The sequence below is a fragment of the Mesorhizobium sp. M1399 genome, from assembly GCF_040317735.1.
Classification (GTDB): Bacteria; Pseudomonadota; Alphaproteobacteria; order Rhizobiales; family Rhizobiaceae; genus Mesorhizobium.
Map to the genome: position 1 here is coordinate 206,297 of NZ_JAMYKZ010000003.1, position 17,333 is coordinate 223,629.

Annotated in this window: 21 protein-coding genes; 16 read left to right on the top strand and 5 right to left on the bottom strand. The window is 61.6% G+C overall.

What is annotated here, in order from left to right; translation table 11 throughout:
• Positions 1–14: 14 nt before the first annotated feature.
• The gene (locus NKH05_RS05830; RefSeq protein WP_353004220.1) at positions 15–404 is read right to left on the bottom strand and encodes a cupin domain-containing protein; all 390 of its coding nucleotides are present in this window, start codon (positions 402–404) and stop codon (positions 15–17) included.
• A gap of 208 nt (positions 405–612) precedes the next feature.
• Between NKH05_RS05830 and NKH05_RS05835 the strand changes: the two genes are divergently transcribed.
• Together NKH05_RS05835 and NKH05_RS05840 are read left to right on the top strand one after the other, a co-directional pair.
• Positions 613–1,125, top strand: a complete 513-nt coding sequence (locus NKH05_RS05835; RefSeq protein WP_023717797.1) for a single-stranded DNA-binding protein — start codon at positions 613–615, stop codon at positions 1,123–1,125.
• A 122-nt stretch (positions 1,126–1,247) separates the two neighbouring features.
• Positions 1,248–1,670: an OsmC family protein gene (locus NKH05_RS05840; protein ID WP_023717796.1), complete on the top strand. Its 423-nt coding sequence runs from the start codon at positions 1,248–1,250 to the stop codon at positions 1,668–1,670.
• Positions 1,671–1,678: 8 nt separating this feature from the next.
• On the opposite strand, the gene NKH05_RS05845 is transcribed toward NKH05_RS05840, so the two are convergent.
• Together NKH05_RS05845 and NKH05_RS05850 are read right to left on the bottom strand one after the other, a co-directional pair.
• A complete protein-coding gene (locus tag NKH05_RS05845; RefSeq protein WP_023717795.1) occupies positions 1,679–2,308 on the bottom strand; it encodes a MarC family protein in 630 nt (209 codons plus the stop codon).
• 74 nt (positions 2,309–2,382) lie between these two features.
• Positions 2,383–2,913 carry a hypothetical protein gene (locus NKH05_RS05850; protein WP_352908358.1) on the bottom strand — a complete coding sequence of 177 codons (531 nt, stop codon included), beginning with the start codon at positions 2,911–2,913 and terminating at the stop codon, positions 2,383–2,385.
• Between the two features lie 86 nt (positions 2,914–2,999).
• Here NKH05_RS05850 and NKH05_RS05855 point away from each other — a divergent pair, with 86 nt between their 5' ends.
• The gene (locus NKH05_RS05855) at positions 3,000–3,824 is read left to right on the top strand and encodes a helix-turn-helix transcriptional regulator (protein WP_352789237.1); all 825 of its coding nucleotides are present in this window, start codon (positions 3,000–3,002) and stop codon (positions 3,822–3,824) included.
• A 148-nt stretch (positions 3,825–3,972) separates the two neighbouring features.
• Positions 3,973–6,783: a DNA gyrase subunit A gene (gyrA, locus tag NKH05_RS05860; protein ID WP_353025132.1), complete on the top strand. Its 2,811-nt coding sequence runs from the start codon at positions 3,973–3,975 to the stop codon at positions 6,781–6,783.
• Between the two features lie 56 nt (positions 6,784–6,839).
• Here the strand turns inward: gyrA and NKH05_RS05865 are convergent, their stop codons facing one another.
• Complete coding sequence (locus NKH05_RS05865; protein ID WP_023717791.1) at positions 6,840–6,992, bottom strand: hypothetical protein; 153 nt, start codon at positions 6,990–6,992, stop codon at positions 6,840–6,842.
• A 196-nt stretch (positions 6,993–7,188) separates the two neighbouring features.
• On the opposite strand from NKH05_RS05865, the gene coaD reads away from it, so the two are divergent.
• From coaD to NKH05_RS05905, 8 genes are all read left to right on the top strand, one after another.
• Positions 7,189–7,689 carry a pantetheine-phosphate adenylyltransferase gene (gene coaD / locus NKH05_RS05870; RefSeq protein WP_023717790.1) on the top strand — a complete coding sequence of 167 codons (501 nt, stop codon included), beginning with the start codon at positions 7,189–7,191 and terminating at the stop codon, positions 7,687–7,689.
• Positions 7,690–7,764: 75 nt separating this feature from the next.
• Entirely contained in the window at positions 7,765–8,355 is a 591-nt protein-coding gene (locus NKH05_RS05875) for a peptidylprolyl isomerase (protein ID WP_502896295.1), read from the top strand.
• Positions 8,356–8,382: 27 nt separating this feature from the next.
• Positions 8,383–8,895, top strand: a complete 513-nt coding sequence (locus NKH05_RS05880) for a peptidylprolyl isomerase (protein WP_023717788.1) — start codon at positions 8,383–8,385, stop codon at positions 8,893–8,895.
• A complete protein-coding gene (locus NKH05_RS05885; protein ID WP_352587095.1) occupies positions 8,892–9,290 on the top strand; it encodes a hypothetical protein in 399 nt (132 codons plus the stop codon). The genes NKH05_RS05880 and NKH05_RS05885 overlap by 4 nt, the downstream gene beginning before the upstream one ends.
• 12 nt (positions 9,291–9,302) lie before the next feature.
• Positions 9,303–10,388: a tRNA preQ1(34) S-adenosylmethionine ribosyltransferase-isomerase QueA gene (gene queA, locus NKH05_RS05890; RefSeq protein WP_352587098.1), complete on the top strand. Its 1,086-nt coding sequence runs from the start codon at positions 9,303–9,305 to the stop codon at positions 10,386–10,388.
• A complete protein-coding gene (locus NKH05_RS05895) occupies positions 10,378–10,647 on the top strand; it encodes a hypothetical protein (RefSeq protein WP_023717785.1) in 270 nt (89 codons plus the stop codon). The genes queA and NKH05_RS05895 overlap by 11 nt, the downstream gene beginning before the upstream one ends.
• Before the next feature lie 8 nt (positions 10,648–10,655).
• Positions 10,656–11,786, top strand: coding sequence for a tRNA guanosine(34) transglycosylase Tgt (tgt, locus tag NKH05_RS05900; protein WP_352482259.1), 1,131 nt, complete (start codon positions 10,656–10,658; stop codon positions 11,784–11,786).
• Between the two features lie 221 nt (positions 11,787–12,007).
• A complete protein-coding gene (locus NKH05_RS05905; RefSeq protein ID WP_353000793.1) occupies positions 12,008–13,387 on the top strand; it encodes a glycosyltransferase family protein in 1,380 nt (459 codons plus the stop codon).
• Positions 13,388–13,413: 26 nt separating this feature from the next.
• Here NKH05_RS05905 and NKH05_RS05910 read toward each other — a convergent pair whose 3' ends face one another.
• Complete coding sequence (locus NKH05_RS05910) at positions 13,414–13,833, bottom strand: DUF4864 domain-containing protein (protein WP_023717782.1); 420 nt, start codon at positions 13,831–13,833, stop codon at positions 13,414–13,416.
• A gap of 242 nt (positions 13,834–14,075) precedes the next feature.
• Here NKH05_RS05910 and NKH05_RS05915 point away from each other — a divergent pair, with 242 nt between their 5' ends.
• The 4 genes from NKH05_RS05915 (at position 14,076) to NKH05_RS05930 (ending at position 17,333) form a co-directional block, all read left to right on the top strand.
• Positions 14,076–14,312 (top strand): Lrp/AsnC ligand binding domain-containing protein, encoded by a 237-nt coding sequence (locus NKH05_RS05915; protein ID WP_023674883.1) that lies wholly within the window; start codon positions 14,076–14,078, stop codon positions 14,310–14,312.
• Positions 14,313–14,484: 172 nt separating this feature from the next.
• Positions 14,485–15,897 (top strand): circularly permuted type 2 ATP-grasp protein, encoded by a 1,413-nt coding sequence (locus NKH05_RS05920; RefSeq protein WP_023717781.1) that lies wholly within the window; start codon positions 14,485–14,487, stop codon positions 15,895–15,897.
• Positions 15,898–16,013: 116 nt separating this feature from the next.
• On the top strand, positions 16,014–16,328 hold the full coding sequence (locus NKH05_RS05925; protein ID WP_031193612.1) for a four helix bundle protein: 315 nt from the start codon (positions 16,014–16,016) through the stop codon (positions 16,326–16,328).
• 63 nt (positions 16,329–16,391) lie between these two features.
• Positions 16,392–17,333: an alpha-E domain-containing protein gene (locus NKH05_RS05930; RefSeq protein WP_023717779.1), complete on the top strand. Its 942-nt coding sequence runs from the start codon at positions 16,392–16,394 to the stop codon at positions 17,331–17,333.

Consider the following 17,333-nt stretch of genomic DNA (forward strand, 5'->3'; position numbering starts at 1 on the left):
AGACGGGCGAGGTTTTACAAACTCGCTGGAAGCCAGCGTCTCACCATGTCAGGGGATCCGTTGAACGTCGCCTCGAAAACTGGTGACGCGAGCACGGCATGGATATGAAGCATTTCGGAGCCGACGTTTCGGAAGCCATGTCGCCTGCGCGCGGCAACAACAAGCGACTGTCCGGCAGTCAAGACGACATGCTCTTCGTCGATCCACATCTCGGCCTTGCCAGCGATGACGGTAAGCACTTCCTCGACCGGGTGCCAATGTGTCGGGGCGCCAACCGCTGGTTCGACCCATTGTTCGAATATGCAAAGTTGAGTTGCGCCGTTGTGGGCCGAGACATGCATTCGGGTCTTTACCCCCGCCCGCCATTCTTCTTGCGGCTGATCGTCATGCGCAACCGTCTTCATGCGTTCGCCTCGATCCCATGGTCTGTGGAAATTCGACGCCAAGACACTACTTCTTGCTGACAACTATTGACAGTGCAGGGCCTGTACTATAGAACGAAAAGAGAACAAAAACGTTGTGGGAAAAGGCAGCGACGGCAGGCAGGGCTTATCCATAGCCTGTAAGGTGCAGCGACGGAAATCTGGTTTCGGATGAGCGCGGAGAAGTATCATGGCGGGTAGCGTCAACAAGGTCATTCTGGTGGGCAACCTCGGGGCGGACCCTGAAATCCGCCGCCTGAATTCGGGTGACCCGGTTGTCAACATCCGCATCGCGACGTCGGAAAGCTGGCGCGACAAGACTTCCGGAGAGCGCAAGGAAAAGACCGAGTGGCACAATGTCGTGATCTTCAACGATCAGATCGCCAAGGTGGCCGAGCAGTATCTGAAGAAGGGCATGAAAGTCTACGTCGAGGGCCAGTTGCAGACGCGCAAGTGGCAGGACCAGACCGGCAATGACCGCTATACGACCGAAATCGTGCTGCAGAAATTCCGCGGCGAGCTGCAGATGCTCGATGCACGGGGCGAGGGCGGCGGCCAGGTCGGCAACTATGCCGGTGGTGGTGCCAGCCGCGGGTCCGATTTCGGCCAGTCCGGCCCGGGAGAAAGTTTCAATCGCGGTGGCGCCAACAAGGGCACCGGCGGTGGTTCGTCGCGCGAACTGGACGACGAAATCCCGTTCTGATTTCTCGGGGCGGACTGCCCTTGCGGCGAAAAGCGCCAGCACCTTGGCCACGAAATGGCGTCCCGAAAATCTGTCTTGGATTTTCGGGACGTTGTGCGTTTGAGCGGTGAAAGGACGGATCAGTGAAAGCAAGGGTCACATGGGTCGAGGAGCGCACTTTCGTCGGCGAGTCCGCCAGTGGGCACAAGCTGGTGCTAGGCACTGCGTTCGGGCCGGAGGGCAAGACGCCGGGGCCGAGCCCAATGGAGCTGGTGCTGATCGGCACCGGCGGCTGTTCGGCTTATGACGTGGTCCATATCCTGGAAAAGGGGCGCGAGGCGGTCGAAGATTGCGTCGTCGAACTCGATGCCGACCGTGCAGAAGCCGATCCCAAGGTGTTCACCCGCATCCACATGCATTTCGTCGTCAAGGGCCGGGCGCTGTCGCACGACAAGGTAAAGCGCGCGATCGAGCTTTCGATCGAGAAATACTGCTCGGCCTCGGCAATGATGGCCAAGACCGCCGTGATCACCCATGACTTCGAAGTGATCGAGACGGCGAAGTAGGGCGGTTCCTACGTCGCCATCAGTGCCTTGATGCCGTCGGCGACGAACTGCACGGCGAGCGCCGCCAGTATGACGCCAAGCAGCCGCGTGAGGATCGAACGGCCGGTCTGGCCGAGGATACGGTCGATGCGCTCTGACAGCACGAACACCAGGTAGGTGATGACAAGGCAGATCGCGATGATGCCGACAAGTGCTGTCTGCGCGCTAAAACCCTGAAACGAGCTTGAGAGCAGGACGGTCGCCGAAATCGCGCCGGGACCCGCAATAAGCGGGATCGCCAGCGGAAAGGCGGCGATGTTGTGGATCATGTCCCTGGTGATGGCGACATCGCCGATCTTCTCCTTGCGGTCCTGCCGGCGCTCGAACACCATTTCGAAGGCGATGAAGAACAGCAGAAAGCCGCCGGCGACGCGGAAGGCCGGCAGGGTGATGCCGAAGACTGACAGGATCGACGCGCCGGCGACTGCGAACAACGCCATCACCAGGAAGGCGATGACCGAGGCGCGCACGGAGACCTGGTTGCGCTCCTCGCGGTTCATGCCGCGGGTCACGGCGAGGAAGAGCGGCGCCAGGCCGGGCGGATCGATCGTCACCAGTATGGTGACGAAGGCGTTGAACAGGCTGTCGAAGCTCGGCATGCTGACCCTCCCCGCCGGCAATGCCGGATAACGGGATTGGTAGAGCAAAGCGGTGCCAGTGGAAACCGTGCGGATCAGGGGCTGGCGGCGCGCCGCGCCAGAAACTCGACTTCGACACGCCAGGCCGCGCCGTCGTCATACGACCGCTCGCCCAGCCAGCGGAAGGAATCTCCGGTGATCCGGGAAAAGCTCCAGCGTACCGAAGCGCCGGTGCCGTCTGCGCCCAATTGGACGATCGTGTCGCCTTCGACGCGGCCCAGCTGACGGCTGTAATACTGGTTGCGCGGGTCGCTCCAGAAGATGTGCCAGGCGTCGACGCCTGAGTCATAGACGCGCAACGTCGTGCCATAGAAGGTCCATTTGCCGAGCGACGGCGAGGGGCCGGCGTCGCGAGCGGGCAGGATCCATACGTCCTGGATCGCGCGGCCCTCGAGCACCCAGCCGAAATGCACTTCGCCGCGCCCGGTCAGCACCTGGCCGTCCTCGAGATGGCGCGTGGCGTCGAACGTCCAGGCGCCGACGAAGCGGCCATAAAGGTTCAGTTTCTCGGCAAGGGCCGGTACGGGCCCATCGCTGTGCAGGGCCTTGGCAAAGGAATTGGACATGGCTTCGCTCTCATCTTGTCAGGAGACCGGTAAGCATAGAGGCCGACCGGGGTTCTGCGCTTGGGAAAAATTGCTATGTTTCGGCGATGACGACGAGCGCGCATAGGCTGGCGTCGGGCCGAGGCTGGCAGGTGTTGGATGTCGTCTGCACCGCTAGTGCCGCCGACAGGCCATTCGAGGAGGAGCATCGGGATTTCTGCGTCGCCGCCGTGACCAGCGGCACGTTCCGCTATCGTGCGCGCCAGGGCACGGCGATGCTGGCGCCGGGCGCGCTCCTGCTCGGCAATCCCGGCACCTGCTACGAATGCGGGCATGAGCATGGCACCGGCGACCGCTGCCTCTCCTTCCATTTCGGACTGGCCTATATGGAGCGGATCGTCGCCGACGCGGGCGCAAAGCAGCTTGATTTCAGCATGCCGCGCCTGCCGCCTTTGTCGGCGCTGGTGCCGCTGCTCGCCGAAGCGGAGGCGGCGCGCGAGATGGCCGACACCGGCGCGTTCGAGGAACTCGCCCTGCGCATTGCCGGCGCAGCCGTGACAGCGGCTTGCGGCGATACGGATCGGGGACGGGCGCCAAGTCGCCGTGACCAGAAGCGTGTCGCCGAAGCGGTGCGCCGCATCGAAATCGATGCCGACCGGCCGATCTCGCTTGCCGAACTCGCCGACGAGACCGCCACCAGCCCTTACCATTTCCTGCGCACCTTCCGGCACGTTGCCGGCATGACGCCCTATCAGTTCCTGCTGAGAGCGCGGCTGCACAGGGCAGCCGTGCGGCTGCGGACGTCAGATCAGGCGATCTCGGCGATCGCCTTTGCGGCGGGATTCAACGATCTATCAACCTTCAACCGCCGTTTCCGGCGGCTGATGGGCGAGACGCCGGGAACTTATCGCGCCCGCCGGCGACGCTCGTGAAAGGGTGCCACGGCCATATCGTCGCAATTGGTGTATCCTTTTGAATTTGCCGCTAAAAACGACACTGGAAAACTGCCGCGATTATTGGAGTTTCGGGCCGGCTTCCTATATAAGCACCAAGTGATTCCTGATTAGATTGTGATCCGATTTGACCGACCAAAAGACACCGCGCGGCGCCGACGGCGGCCCCACCGGCATCGAGCCGATATCCATCATCGAGGAGATGCAGCGCTCCTATCTCGATTACGCCATGAGCGTAATCGTCAGCCGTGCGCTGCCGGACGTGCGCGACGGCCTCAAGCCGGTGCATCGCCGCATCCTCTACGCCGCCTATGAGAGCGGCTATCACTGGAACCGCAAATATGTGAAATCGGCACGCCCGGTCGCCGACGTGATGGGTAAATACCATCCGCATGGCGACGCCTCGATCTATGACGCTTTGGTGCGCATGGCGCAGGATTGGTCGCTGCGCGTTCCGCTGATCGACGGGCAGGGCAATTTCGGCTCGATCGACGGCGATCCGCCGGCGGCGATGCGCTACACGGAATCGCGGCTGACCAAGGTCGCGCATGAGTTGCTGGAAGACATCGACAAGGACACCGTCGATTTCCAGGACACTTACGATGCGTCGGGCAGCGAACCGAAAGTCCTGCCGGCGCGCTTCCCGAACCTGTTGGTCAACGGCTCCGGCGGTATCGCCGTCGGCATGGCCACCAACATCCCGCCGCACAATCTGGGCGAGGTCTGCAACGGCGCCATTGCCCTCATCGACAATCCGGCGATCGACCTGCCGGCGCTGATGGAGATCATTCCTGGACCGGATTTCCCGACCGGCGGCATCGTGCTTGGCCGCTCCGGCATCTACAGCGCCTATTCGACAGGCCGCGGTTCCATCGTCATGCGCGGCCGCGTCAACGTCGAGCCACGCGGCAACGACCGTGAATCGATTGTCATCACCGAGGTTCCCTACCAGGTGAACAAGGCGTCGATGATCGAGAAGATGGCCGAGCTGGTGCGCGATAAGCGCATCGAGGGCATTTCCGACATTCGCGACGAGAGCGACCGCCAGGGTTACCGCGTCGTTATCGAACTGAAGCGCGACGCCGTCGCCGATGTCATCCTCAACCAGCTTTACCGCTTCACCCCGCTGCAGACGTCCTTCGGCGCCAATATGGTGGCGCTGAACGGCGGCAAGCCGGAATTGCTGACGCTGACCGACATGCTGAAGGCGTTCGTCGCCTTCCGTGAGGAGGTGATCAGCCGGCGCACGAAATTCCTGCTGCGCAAGGCGCGCGACCGCGCCCATGTGCTGGTCGGCCTTGCCATTGCTGTTGCCAACATCGATGAAGTCATCAAGCTGATCCGCACGGCGCCGGACCCGCAGACGGCGCGCGAGCAGTTGATGGAGCGGCGCTGGCCTTCGGGCGACGTGGAATCGCTGATTCTGTTGATCGACGATCCGCGCCATCGCATCAACGAGGACGGAACCTACAATCTCTCCGAGGAGCAGGCCCGCGCCATCCTCGAACTGCGCCTGCAGCGCCTGACCGCGCTCGGCCGCGATGAGATCGCGGACGAGCTGAATACGATCGGCGACGAGATCAAGGATTACCTGGACATCCTGTCGTCCCGCGCCCGCATCCAGCAGATCGTCAAGGACGAACTCATCGCCGTGCGCGACGAGTTCGGCACACCGCGCCGCACCGAGCTCGCCGAGGGCGGGGCCGACATGGAAGACGAGGACCTCATCCAGCGCGAGGACATGGTCGTCACCGTCAGCCATTCCGGCTACATCAAGCGCGTGCCGCTGTCGCTCTACCGGGCGCAGCGCCGCGGCGGCAAGGGCCGCTCCGGCATGTCGACCAAGGACGAGGATTTCGTCACCCGGCTGTTCGTCGCCAACACGCACACGCCGGTGCTGTTCTTCTCCTCACGCGGTATCGTCTACAAGGAAAAGGTCTGGCGCCTCCCGATCGGCAACCCGCAATCGCGCGGTAAGGCGCTGATCAACATGCTGCCGCTCGAACAGGGCGAGCGCATCACCACCATCATGCCGCTGCCGGAGGATGAGACGAGCTGGGGCGAGCTCGACGTGATGTTCGCCACCACGCGCGGCACGGTGCGTCGCAACAAGCTTTCGGACTTCGTCCAGGTCAACCGCAACGGCAAGATCGCCATGAAGCTGGACGAGGAAGGCGACGAGATCCTCGGCGTCGAAACCTGCACCGACAATGACGACGTGCTTTTGACGGCAAGTTCCGGCCAGTGCATTCGCTTTTCGGTCAGCGACGTACGCGTCTTCCAGAGCCGCAATTCGGTCGGTGTACGCGGCATAGCCATGGCCGATGGCGACCGGGTGATCTCGATGGCGGTGATCGAGCATGTCGATGCGCCGCCGGCCGAGCGGGCCGCCTACCTCAAGCGGGTGGTGGCTGAACGCCGGCTTGTCGTCGACATTGCCGCCGGTGAGGAGGAAGAAATCCAGCTTACCAATGAGGAGGTCGGCGAAGAGGCGGAGCTTTCCGACGAGCGCTACGAATTCCTCAAGGCACATGAGCAGTTCGTGCTGACGGTTACGGAATATGGCTACGGCAAGCGTTCGTCGTCCTACGATTTCCGTCTGACCGGCCGTGGCGGCAAGGGTATCCGCGCCACCGACGTGTCGAAAACGGTCGAAATCGGCCGCCTGGTGGCGACTTTCCCGGTCGGCAATGACGATCAGATCATGCTGGTTTCGGATGGCGGCACCGTCATCCGCGTCCCGGTCAACGGCATTCGTTTTGCCAGCCGCGCCACCAAGGGCGTTACGATCTTTAATACCGCAGAGGGCGAGAAGGTCGTTTCGGTGGAGCGGATTTCAGAGCCGCAAGCCGACGAAGAGATCGAAGAGAGTGTCGATGCTGAAGGTGGCGCTGCTACCGATGCCGAAGGTGGGGAGCCTGACACTACCGTCGAGTGAGTTTGCCGCGACGGCGCCAGCCCTATGGGCCGGCGTTCTCAAGAAACCCCAGCAATCTAGAAGTGGCGATAAGGCTTGCGGATGCCGAAGCCTTCGAACCGTTTGGTATTGGCCTTGGCGCGGACTCGCTGTGCTTCCTGATGCAACCCGAATACGGTAGCGATCAGCATGGCGACGGTCATTGCGGTGGCGAGCATGTAGATCAGCATGTGCGTGTTCTCCTGCGCCTAACAACGGTTAGATGGGTGTTTGGTTTCATCTTTCGAAGCTGCAACTTAGTGAACACTGCGTGAAGCCGTTGTGAGCGGCACATTCATCTGTCGTTCACGTCGGCCAAAAGGTTCATGGGGCGGGCCTGCCGATCGGATTTGCCTTTAGGGGAGAGGCTCGCTAGAAGCACCTGCCATGACCGAACGCATCGCCCTTTATGCCGGCTCTTTCGACCCGCTGACCAACGGCCATCTCGACGTGCTGAAGGCGTCGCTGGCCGTGGCGGACACCATCTATGCGGCGATCGGCATCCATCCCGGCAAGAAGCCATTGTTTTCCTTCGAGGAACGGGTCGATCTGATCGAAACGGCAACGAAGGCGGAATTCGGCAGCGACGGTGCGCGCATCAAAGTGGTCGCCTTCGACGGTCTGGTCATCGACGCGGCCAGGAAGCATGGCGCCTCGATCATGATCCGCGGCCTGCGCGACGGCACCGATCTCGACTACGAGATGCAGATGGCCGGCATGAACGAGACCATGGCGCCGGAGCTGCAGACGGTCTTCCTGCCCGCCAGCCCCTCGGTGCGCACCATTACCGCCACACTTGTGCGCCAGATCGCTTCGATGGGAGGCGACATCCGCCACTTCGTGCCGGCGGCCGTGGCCGGCGCGCTCACCGCCAAATTCGCGAAATAAATGCATGTCGCCCAAAAGTGGAGCCCGGTTTTGGGTAACGACATGCATGAACGAAGATATTCGGAGAAAGATCCCATGCAGCTGAAAAAGCTTGCCTTCTTGCTTGTCATGCTTGCCGGTCTTGTGACCGCATCGGTGTCGGCGTTTGCCGCCGATCCCGAAAACACCATGATCGTAACGCTGAAGGACGGCGACGTGACCATCGCGCTGAGGCCCGACCTTGCGCCGAAGCACGTCGCGCAGATCAAAAAGCTGGTGCGCCAGGGCGCCTACGACAACGTCGCCTTCCACCGCGTCATCGACGGCTTCATGGCGCAGACCGGCGACGTCAAGTTCGGCAATATGAAGAGCGGCTTCAATGCCGACGCCGTCGGCACCGGCGGTTCCGATCTTCCCGACCTGCCGGCCGAATTCTCCAGCACCGAACACTACCAGCGCGGCGTGGTCGGCATGGCCCGCTCCAACGATCCGAATTCCGCCAATTCGCAATTCTTCATCATGTTCGCGCCGGCACCGCCGCTCGATGGCCAGTATACCATCGTCGGCAATGTCGTCAGCGGCATGGAACTGGTGGACCACATCAAGAAAGGCGACGAGGCGCAGAACGGGACGGTGACCGATCCCGATCGCATGATCAAGGTGCGCATCGCCGCGGATGGCAAGTAAACCCAAGTTTCAAAAGGATATTCTGACATGGCCGAGATCAAGGACCGCGAGAACGCGCTTATCATGGACACGACCAAGGGCAAGGTCGTCATTGAATTGTTCCCAGACCTGGCGCCCGGCCATGTCGGCCGCATCAAGGAGCTGGCGCGCGAAGGCGCCTATGACGGCGTAGTCTTCCACCGCGTCATCGACGGCTTCATGGCGCAGACCGGCGACGTGAAATTCGGCAATTCCAATAAGCCGTCTTTCGCGCCGACCCGCGCCGGTACGGGCGGTTCCGATAAGCCCGACTTGAAGGCCGAGTTCTCCAACGCCAACCACGGCCGCGGCACCTGCTCGATGGCGCGCTCGCAGAACCCGAACTCGGCCAATTCGCAGTTCTTCATCTGCTTCGACGATGCCGCCTTCCTCAACCGCCAGTACACGGTGTGGGGCCAGGTCATCGAAGGCATGGACAATGTCGACAAGATCAAGCGCGGCGAACCGGTGCAGGATCCCGACAAGATCGTGTCGCTCAAGGTCGCGGCCGACGTGAAATGACCAGCCGGGCTGTCGCGGCCATCGCATTTGTGCTCGTCGCGGCGGCCACTCCGGCGGTGGCGACGGAATCGATCGTTTGCGGCGCCGACGGCGGCGCGGCATCGATCGACGTGTTGATGGGACACACAGCCGTCATTGCAGTGGCGCGCGTGTGGCTGGATGCCGGCGGCAAGACATGGACCACGGACGGCCAGCCGGGTTCAACGAAAGTCATCGTCGGACAGGCATTCGAGGACGACGAGCGTATGCTGATCGATCTCACTGATGAGGGCCTCAGCTCGATCGTCGCCAGATTGCGGCTGGTCAAGGCCAGCGAGCAGTCCAGTTTCGCGATGGGCGGCACATTGAGCATAGACGGTGTCGGCGCCTGGGCGGTGACCTGCCCGGAACCTTGAGGCGGGGATTTCTTGCGCGTCGACCTTTTTGACTTCGATCTGCCGGAGGAGCGCATCGCGCTTCGCCCAGCCGAGCCGCGCGACAGTGCCAGAATGCTGGTGGTCAGCCCGGGCGCGGGGCTCGAGGACATGACCGTGCGCGACCTGCCGTCCCTGCTCAAGGCTGGTGATGTGCTGGTTTTCAACGACACCAAGGTCATTCCTGCGCAGCTGAAAGGCATCAGGCGGCGCGGCGAGGCAGCGGCGCAGGTTGAAGCCACGCTGCACATGCGGACGGCGCCCGACCGGTGGCTCGCCTTCATGCGGCCGGGCAAGCGCGTCGCCGCCGGCGATCGCATCCATTTTGGTCATGATGCCAATTCCTGCTTTCTCGGCCAGCTCGACGCGACCGTGATCGAGAAGGGTGAAGGTGGCGAGGTGCTGCTCGGCTTCGACCTGTCGGGTCCGTTCCTCGATGAGGCTCTGCACGCCGTCGGCCACATCCCGCTGCCGCCCTACATAGCCTCCAAGCGTGACGACGACGAGCGCGACCGCAGCGATTACCAGACCATCTATGCCAGGGAGGAGGGCGCCGTGGCCGCGCCGACGGCAGGGCTGCATTTCACGCCGGAGCTGTTTGCGACGCTCGACGCCAAGGGCATAGAGCGCCGTTTCGTCACGCTGCATGTCGGCGCCGGCACGTTCCTGCCGGTGAAGGCGGACGACACCGCCGACCACAAGATGCACGCCGAAACCGGTTCGGTCAGCCCGGAAACCGCCGAGGCGCTGAATGCGGCGAGAGCAAAAGGAGGGCGCATTATCGCTGTCGGCACGACATCGCTGCGTTTGTTGGAGAGCGCGGCTGGCAAGGACGGCAGGCTGGCCGCATGGTCAGGCCCGACCGACATCTTCATCACGCCCGGCTATCGCTTCAAGACCGCCGACATGCTGATGACCAATTTCCATCTGCCGCGTTCGACGCTGTTCATGCTGGTTTCGGCCTTCTGCGGTTTGCAGACGATGCACGCGGCCTATGCGCATGCCATTGAGAACCGCTACAGGTTCTATTCCTATGGAGACGCAAGTCTTCTGTTCAGGGAGGATAACGATGGACGATGACCTGGAAACTTTCGGCCGCGAAGCCTTGCTCGCCGAGGTCAGGAAACTGCGCGCCGGCATCCGCCAACACCGCGACGCCACCGGCCATGATCTGTGCTGGCATCACCCCGACCTCTGGTCGCTTTTACCCGAAAAGACCGAGCCGGCGATTGCCGTGCCGCCCTGGCCGAAATTCATGCGCGGCTGCATCCGCTACCGGCAGTCGCTCGACCGACAGGCTCCGGACGCGCCGGTGTTCGACAAGGAGTTCGATGGCTAGGGAATTCAATGACTAACGCATTCGCCTTCAAGGTGCTGGCGACCGAAGGCAGAGCCCGGCGCGGCTCAATCACCATGCCGCGCGGGGAAATCCGCACGCCCGCTTTCATGCCGGTCGGCACCGGCGGCACGGTGAAAGCCATGTATATGGATCAGGTGCGCGGTGTCGGCTCGGACATCATCCTTGGCAATACCTACCACCTGATGCTGAGACCCGGCGCCGAGCGCGTGGCTCGGCTCGGCGGCCTGCATGAATTCGCCCGCTGGCCCTATCCGATCCTCACCGACAGCGGCGGCTTCCAGGTGATGTCGCTGTCGAAGCTGAGGAAACTGACCGAGAACGGCGTGACCTTTCGTTCGCATATCGACGGCGGCGCCTACGAGATGTCGCCGGAGCGTTCCATCGAGATCCAGGGGCTGCTCGATTCAGACATCCAGATGCAACTCGACGAGTGCACGGCGCTGCCGGCCAAGGAAAAAGAGATCGAGCGTGCCATGGAGTTGTCGTTGCGCTGGGCCGAGCGCTGCAAGACGGCGTTCGGCGAGCAGCCCGGCAAGGCGATGTTCGGCATTGTGCAAGGCGGCGATATACCGGACCTGCGGCTGCGCTCGGCGCAGGCGCTGAAGGCGATGGAGCTGAAGGGCTACGCGGTCGGCGGGTTGGCCGTCGGCGAGCCGCAAGCGGTGATGCTGGAGATGCTCGACATCACTTGCCCGGAGTTGCCGGCTGATCGGCCGCGGTACCTGATGGGTGTCGGTACGCCGGACGACATCTTGAAGTCGGTGGCGCGCGGCATCGACATGTTCGACTGCGTGATGCCGACGCGGGCAGGGCGGCATGGCCTTGCCTATACACGGCGCGGCAAGGTCAATCTGCGCAACGCCCGCCATGCCGACGATCCGCGCCCGCTCGATGAGGAAAGCGACTGCCCGGCCGCACGCGACTATTCGCGCGCCTATCTGCACCACCTGGTGCGCTCGCAAGAGGCGCTCGGGGCGATGCTCCTGACCTGGAACAATCTGTCCTACTACCAGCAGCTGATGCGCGACGTTCGCGAAGCGATCGGGGCTGGCAGGTTCGCCGGACAAGCTGAGATCATCACGCAGCAATGGGCAAACGGTGACCTCCCCGTCCGGTAGGCGTGCTCGCCAGGAATCCGGCTCCAGGAAGGAGTCGCACCTGCCATGAACTGTTTTGAAACGTCTGCCTAATAAGCATTGCCGGACGACATCGGGCGAGGATCAAGAACCTGTTCGTTTCGGGGCAAGTTTCAGTTCCTGGCACGACGGTGCGGACGAATGGCAGCGCCGAGCCTTCGCCTTCGCCCTCCGTGGCGGTCCAGCAATGGACGGCGGGGTCGTTGCTTGCCGTTCTGGTCATCGCCGTGACCGGCTTGGTTTTGCGCTTGCTTGGCGCGCGCGGCGACCTTTGGCTGGACGAGATCTGGAGCTTTGCGCTGATTGAGCCGCTGACCTCGATCGACCAGATATTCTGGCGCGTCAATCACGACAACAATCATTTCCTCAACTCGATCTATCTCTATCTCATCGGCCCCGACGCTTCGCCTTTGATCCAGCGAGGCCTGTCGATAGCACTAGGTGTTGCCACGACAGTTGCGGCGGCAGCGACCGCCGCACCGCACGGACGACGGGCGATGATTGCCACAAGCCTGTTGTTTGCCGTGAGCTATCCGATGGTGCACTACGGCTCGGAGGCGCGTGGCTATGCCGGCCTTGTGCTCTTCACGCTGCTTTCGGTGGTTTTTCTGGAGCGCCGGCTCGACAACAAACGGTTGTCTGGCACGGCCTTGGCAGCGGCGATCCTTTTCGGGTTCCTATGCCATCTCACCATGATCGGAATGGTGGCAGTCCTCGCAATCTGGACCGCGTGGCTCGCCTGGCAGCGTACGGCGAGGGTCAGCCGTGTCGTTGCGGATCTGGCGTCGATCTTCCTGCCGGCCTTGCTTGCCGTGCTGCCGCTGGCTGCCTGCGTGTTTATCGGCGGCAGGCTGTTCGGCTTCAGTGTCGGTGGTGTTTCGCCGTTCTCGATTGCCGCCTTCGCGCAGGGCTATGGCGGAATGATCCGCTCTCTGTTCGGGCTGCCCCCCTGGTTCGGCGACTGGCCGTATATCGTTGCCGCCTGCGGTCTTGTTGGCCTCTCCGCTGGTGTCTGGTGCGATCGCCGGGCCAGCCTCTATGTCATCGGGATTATCGGACTGCCTTTGCTCATGGCGGCGACACATCTGCCCAATCTCGAGTTTCCGCGCTATTTCATCATCAGCGGAACATTGCTGCTGCTCTGGGCCGGCGAGATGATCGGTCGCGGCTTGGCTGCTCGCGGGACTGCCAGGCTATTTGCGGTGGGAGCACTGGCGATCGTGGTGAGTGGAAGCATTTCGTCGCTGCTCCAATTCTATCAGTACGGACGCGGCTCGTACGCTGCTATGGTCGATGAAATGACCAGGAACGGCGCTGCCGCCTATGCGAGCAACAGTGATTTCCGCACCGCCATGGTCGTCGATTATTTTGCGGCGCGGACGGATCGTCGGGCTTGGCTGGTTCCGGAAAACAGGATGTGCGCCGACCGGCCGGCTTGGCTGATCCTCGAGGGGGATGTGGACAAGCAAGCCGAACATGTTGAACCGACGGCCGCATGCGCTTTGGCGTATGAACGGGCCGACGCGTCGAGACACTGGGGGTTTTCAGGCCTGAGCTGGACGCTCTACCGGCGACAGGATTGAGACAACTTTGCCCTCCTCAAGCACCCTCAGGTGCTGAGCGACGTGGACGCGCGCAGGCTGCAGCCGGTGATCCGAAAGCTGCCGTCAGGCTGTAGTTCGAGCGTGTAGACCGCCTCATAGTCCTTGCCATCCGGGCCGACGATCAGCACCTGCTGGATGATCGAGGTCGGGCTCGTCTCGCGAACCTTGCCGAAGGAGTAGGTCTGCGGTTGGCGCACCGGCGGGTAGCCGTTGGTCACCATGTTCATGAAGGTATCGACAGTTGGAAAGATGCGTTTCACATTTGGTGCGGCAAAGCTGTAGGCCGTCGCTCCGTCGTTGGCGATGAAGGCCTTCAATTGACCATCGATGACCGTTTGCGCCGCCTTGACTTCGGCGTCGCCAGCAAAGGCCTGGGATGCGAAAATGAATGGAACGACTGCGAATGCGAAAAACGCGCGGCGCATGGCCTGTCTCCGTTGTCCCTGAGAAATCGCTGTCCGAGGTACATGATACTATACGCTTTGCAGTGCTCGAGGGTTTCAGCCGAGCGCAAACATTCGGCGCCGCGAGCTGTGTCCAGACCGAGAAAGCATTGTCGAGGCTAGAACAGCCTGAGCGATGGCCGATGCTTGAAAGCCGGGCGGCAGTCTGCCACAAGGGCCGCTCGATTTTACCTAGAGCGTGCGATGTTGGGCAGGACCAGGCAATGAAAGCATTTTTCGTGCAGATAAAGTGCGATCTGGGCAAGGCCTATGACGTTGCCAGCGCCCTGGCCGATGCCGAGATCGCTTCCGAAATCTACTCGACAGCCGGAAACTACGACCTGCTCGCCAAATTCTATGTCGACGACGAGGAAGACATCGGCCACTTCGTCAACGAGAAAGTGCAGATTCTTCCCGGCATCAAAGACACGTTCACGGTCGTCACCTTTCGCGCGTTTTGATCCGCATCCGGCATCTGCCCGGACACGAAGCAAAGCCTGACTACGGCCCTATCGGCACTGCCTTAATTTTAGGCAAGAGCGATATACTGATCGCCGGCGCCCACCAAATCACCGATTGCGCTTGATTTTCTCCAGCGAGGCCAGTGAAATGGCGCCACAGGGGAGTATACGATTGGCAGCGTTCGATGAAATGCTTCCGGAAGTTTCCGGGCTGAGAAAACCGTATTCGGCTTACGATCGCTGGCTGAAGGAACAGGACCCGGCCAGGCTTAACGAGAAGATGCAGGACGCCGAACGCGTCTTTCGCAAGACCGGCATCACATTCGCCGTTTACGGCGAGCAGGAAGCATCGGAGCGGCTGATACCCTTCGACATCGTTCCGCGCATCATTTCCGGCAACGAATGGCGACGGCTGACGCAAGGCATCGAGCAGCGCGTCCAGGCGCTGAACGCCTTTCTCGACGACATCTACCATCGTCAGGAAATCTTGCGTGCCGGCCGTGTGCCGAAGGAGTTGATCGCCAAGAACGAGGCGTTCCTGCCCGAAATGATCGGGGTGCGGCCGCCGGCCGGCGTCTATACCCATATCATCGGCGTCGACATCGTACGCATCAGCGAGAACGAGTTCTACGTGCTGGAGGACAATGCGCGCACGCCGTCCGGCGTCTCCTACATGCTGGAGAACCGCGAGACGATGATGCAGCTCTTTCCCGAGTTGTTCCAGCAGATCAAGGTGCGGCCGGTGGAGAATTATCCGCAGCTCTTGCGCCAGTCGCTGGCCGCAGTGCGGCCGCAAAGCACCAAGGGCGCGCCGACCATTGCCGTGCTGACGCCGGGCAGCTTCAACTCGGCCTATTTCGAACATGCTTTCCTTGCCGACCAGATGGGGGTGCAACTCGTCGAAGGGCAGGATCTGCGCGTCGTCGATGGCCATGTCGCGATGCGCACGACCGAGGGCTACAAGCAGATCGACGTGCTCTACCGGCGCGTCGACGACTCGTTCCTCGATCCGCTGACCTTCCGCCCGGACTCAGCCCTTGGCGTGCCGGGCATTATGGACGTCTACCGCGCCGGCAATATCACGATCGCCAATGCGCCCGGAACCGGCATTGCCGACGACAAGGCGATCTATTCCTACATGCCCGAAATCGTCGAATTCTACACCGGCCGCAAGGCGATGCTCGGCAACATCCCGACCTGGCGCTGCTCGGAACCGGACAGCCTGAAATATGTGCTGGAGCACATCGACGAACTGGTGATCAAGGAGGTCCACGGGTCCGGCGGTTACGGCATGCTGGTAGGACCTGCGGCGACCAAGAAGGAATGCGAGGATTTTTCCAAAAAGCTCGCGGCAAAACCGTCGAACTACATTGCCCAGCCGACGCTGGCGCTGTCGACCTGTCCGATCCTGACGGACAAGGGGCTGGCGCCGCGCCATGTCGATCTGCGCCCCTATGTGCTGGTGTCCGACCGTATCCAGATCGTGCCCGGTGGACTGACGCGAGTAGCGCTCAAGGAAGGCTCGCTGGTCGTCAATTCCTCGCAAGGCGGCGGCACGAAGGATACTTGGGTGTTGGATGATTAGAGCGAGTGAATAGTGAGTAGCGAATAGCGAATAGTGAGTAGCGAATAGGGAAGAGGGGCACCAACACGACTATTAACTCTTACAGGGACTTGATTGTTTGGAAGGCGGCCGTTGAATTGGCTGTAGATTGCTATTCGGCAACGAAAGCCTTTCCGAGCAGCGAAGTTTACGGGATGACGTCTCAGATACGGCGATCATCTGTATCGATTGCGGCAAATGTCGCCGAAGGGCACGGGCGAGAAAACACGGGATCGTTCGTTCAATATCTTCGCATAGCGCAAGGTTCTTTCAAAGAGTTGGAAACGCACCTAATCTTGTCTGGAAGGGTAGCGCTGATGGTTGAGCAGGACGTATTGCGTTTGCTTGGCCAGGCCGATGAGATCGGGAGAATGCTGCGTTCGATGATCAGGAGTCTGCAACAGAAATCATGAAGCCGATTTTCCCCTATTCGCTATTCGCTATTCGCTACTCACTCAGCATCGAGGCACGTTGACATGCTTCTCGGCCGCACCGCCAACGGGCTCTATTGGATGAACCGCTATATCGAGCGGGCGGAGAACATGGCGCGGTTGGTGGATGCCGGCCTGCGCATGGCGCTCACTCGCACGCAGAATGCTTCGGAGGAGTGGAATTCGGTGCTGCTCAGTGCCGGCTCGGACGCCAGCTTCACGCAGAAATATTCGGACTACACCGCCGCCAATGTCGCCGACTACCTGCTGCGCGATACGTCGAACCCGTCGAGCACGATGTCGTCTATCGAAACGGCCCGTAACAATGCCCGCATGGTGCGCACAGCATTGACGCGTGAAACCTGGGAAAGCATCAACGAAGCCTGGATGTCGCTGAAACGGATGTTGGCCAAGCCGATCGACGAGCGCGACCTGCCCAGCGCGCTCGACGCAATCAAGCGCGAGACGGCGCTGATCCGCGGCTCGTTCTACGGCACCATGCTGCGCAACGAGATCTTCGATTTCTCGCAGCTCGGCACCTATGTCGAACGCGCCGACAACACCGCGCGCATCCTGGACGTGAAGTACTATGTTCTGTTGCCGTCGATCTCCTGGGTCGGCTCGACGCTCGACAACTACCAGTGGGAATCGATCCTGCGCTCGGTGTCGGCGCACCGCTCCTACCGCTGGGTCTATGACGCCGACTACAAGCCGAGCAACATCGCCGACTATCTGATCCTCAATGTCCGCATGCCGCGCTCGCTGACCTTTTGCTACCGCTTCCTGACGGAGCATCTCAAATTCCTGGGTGACGACTATGGTGAGCGCCACGCCTGTCATGCGACGGCCGCCAAGACCCATTCCATGCTGACGGCCGGCTCGATCAAGGATATTTTCGACGCCGGCCTGCACGAATTCCTGGCCAATTTCATCCGCGACAACACCAGGCTCGGCGATGAGATCGCGCAGGATTACAGGTTCTATTGA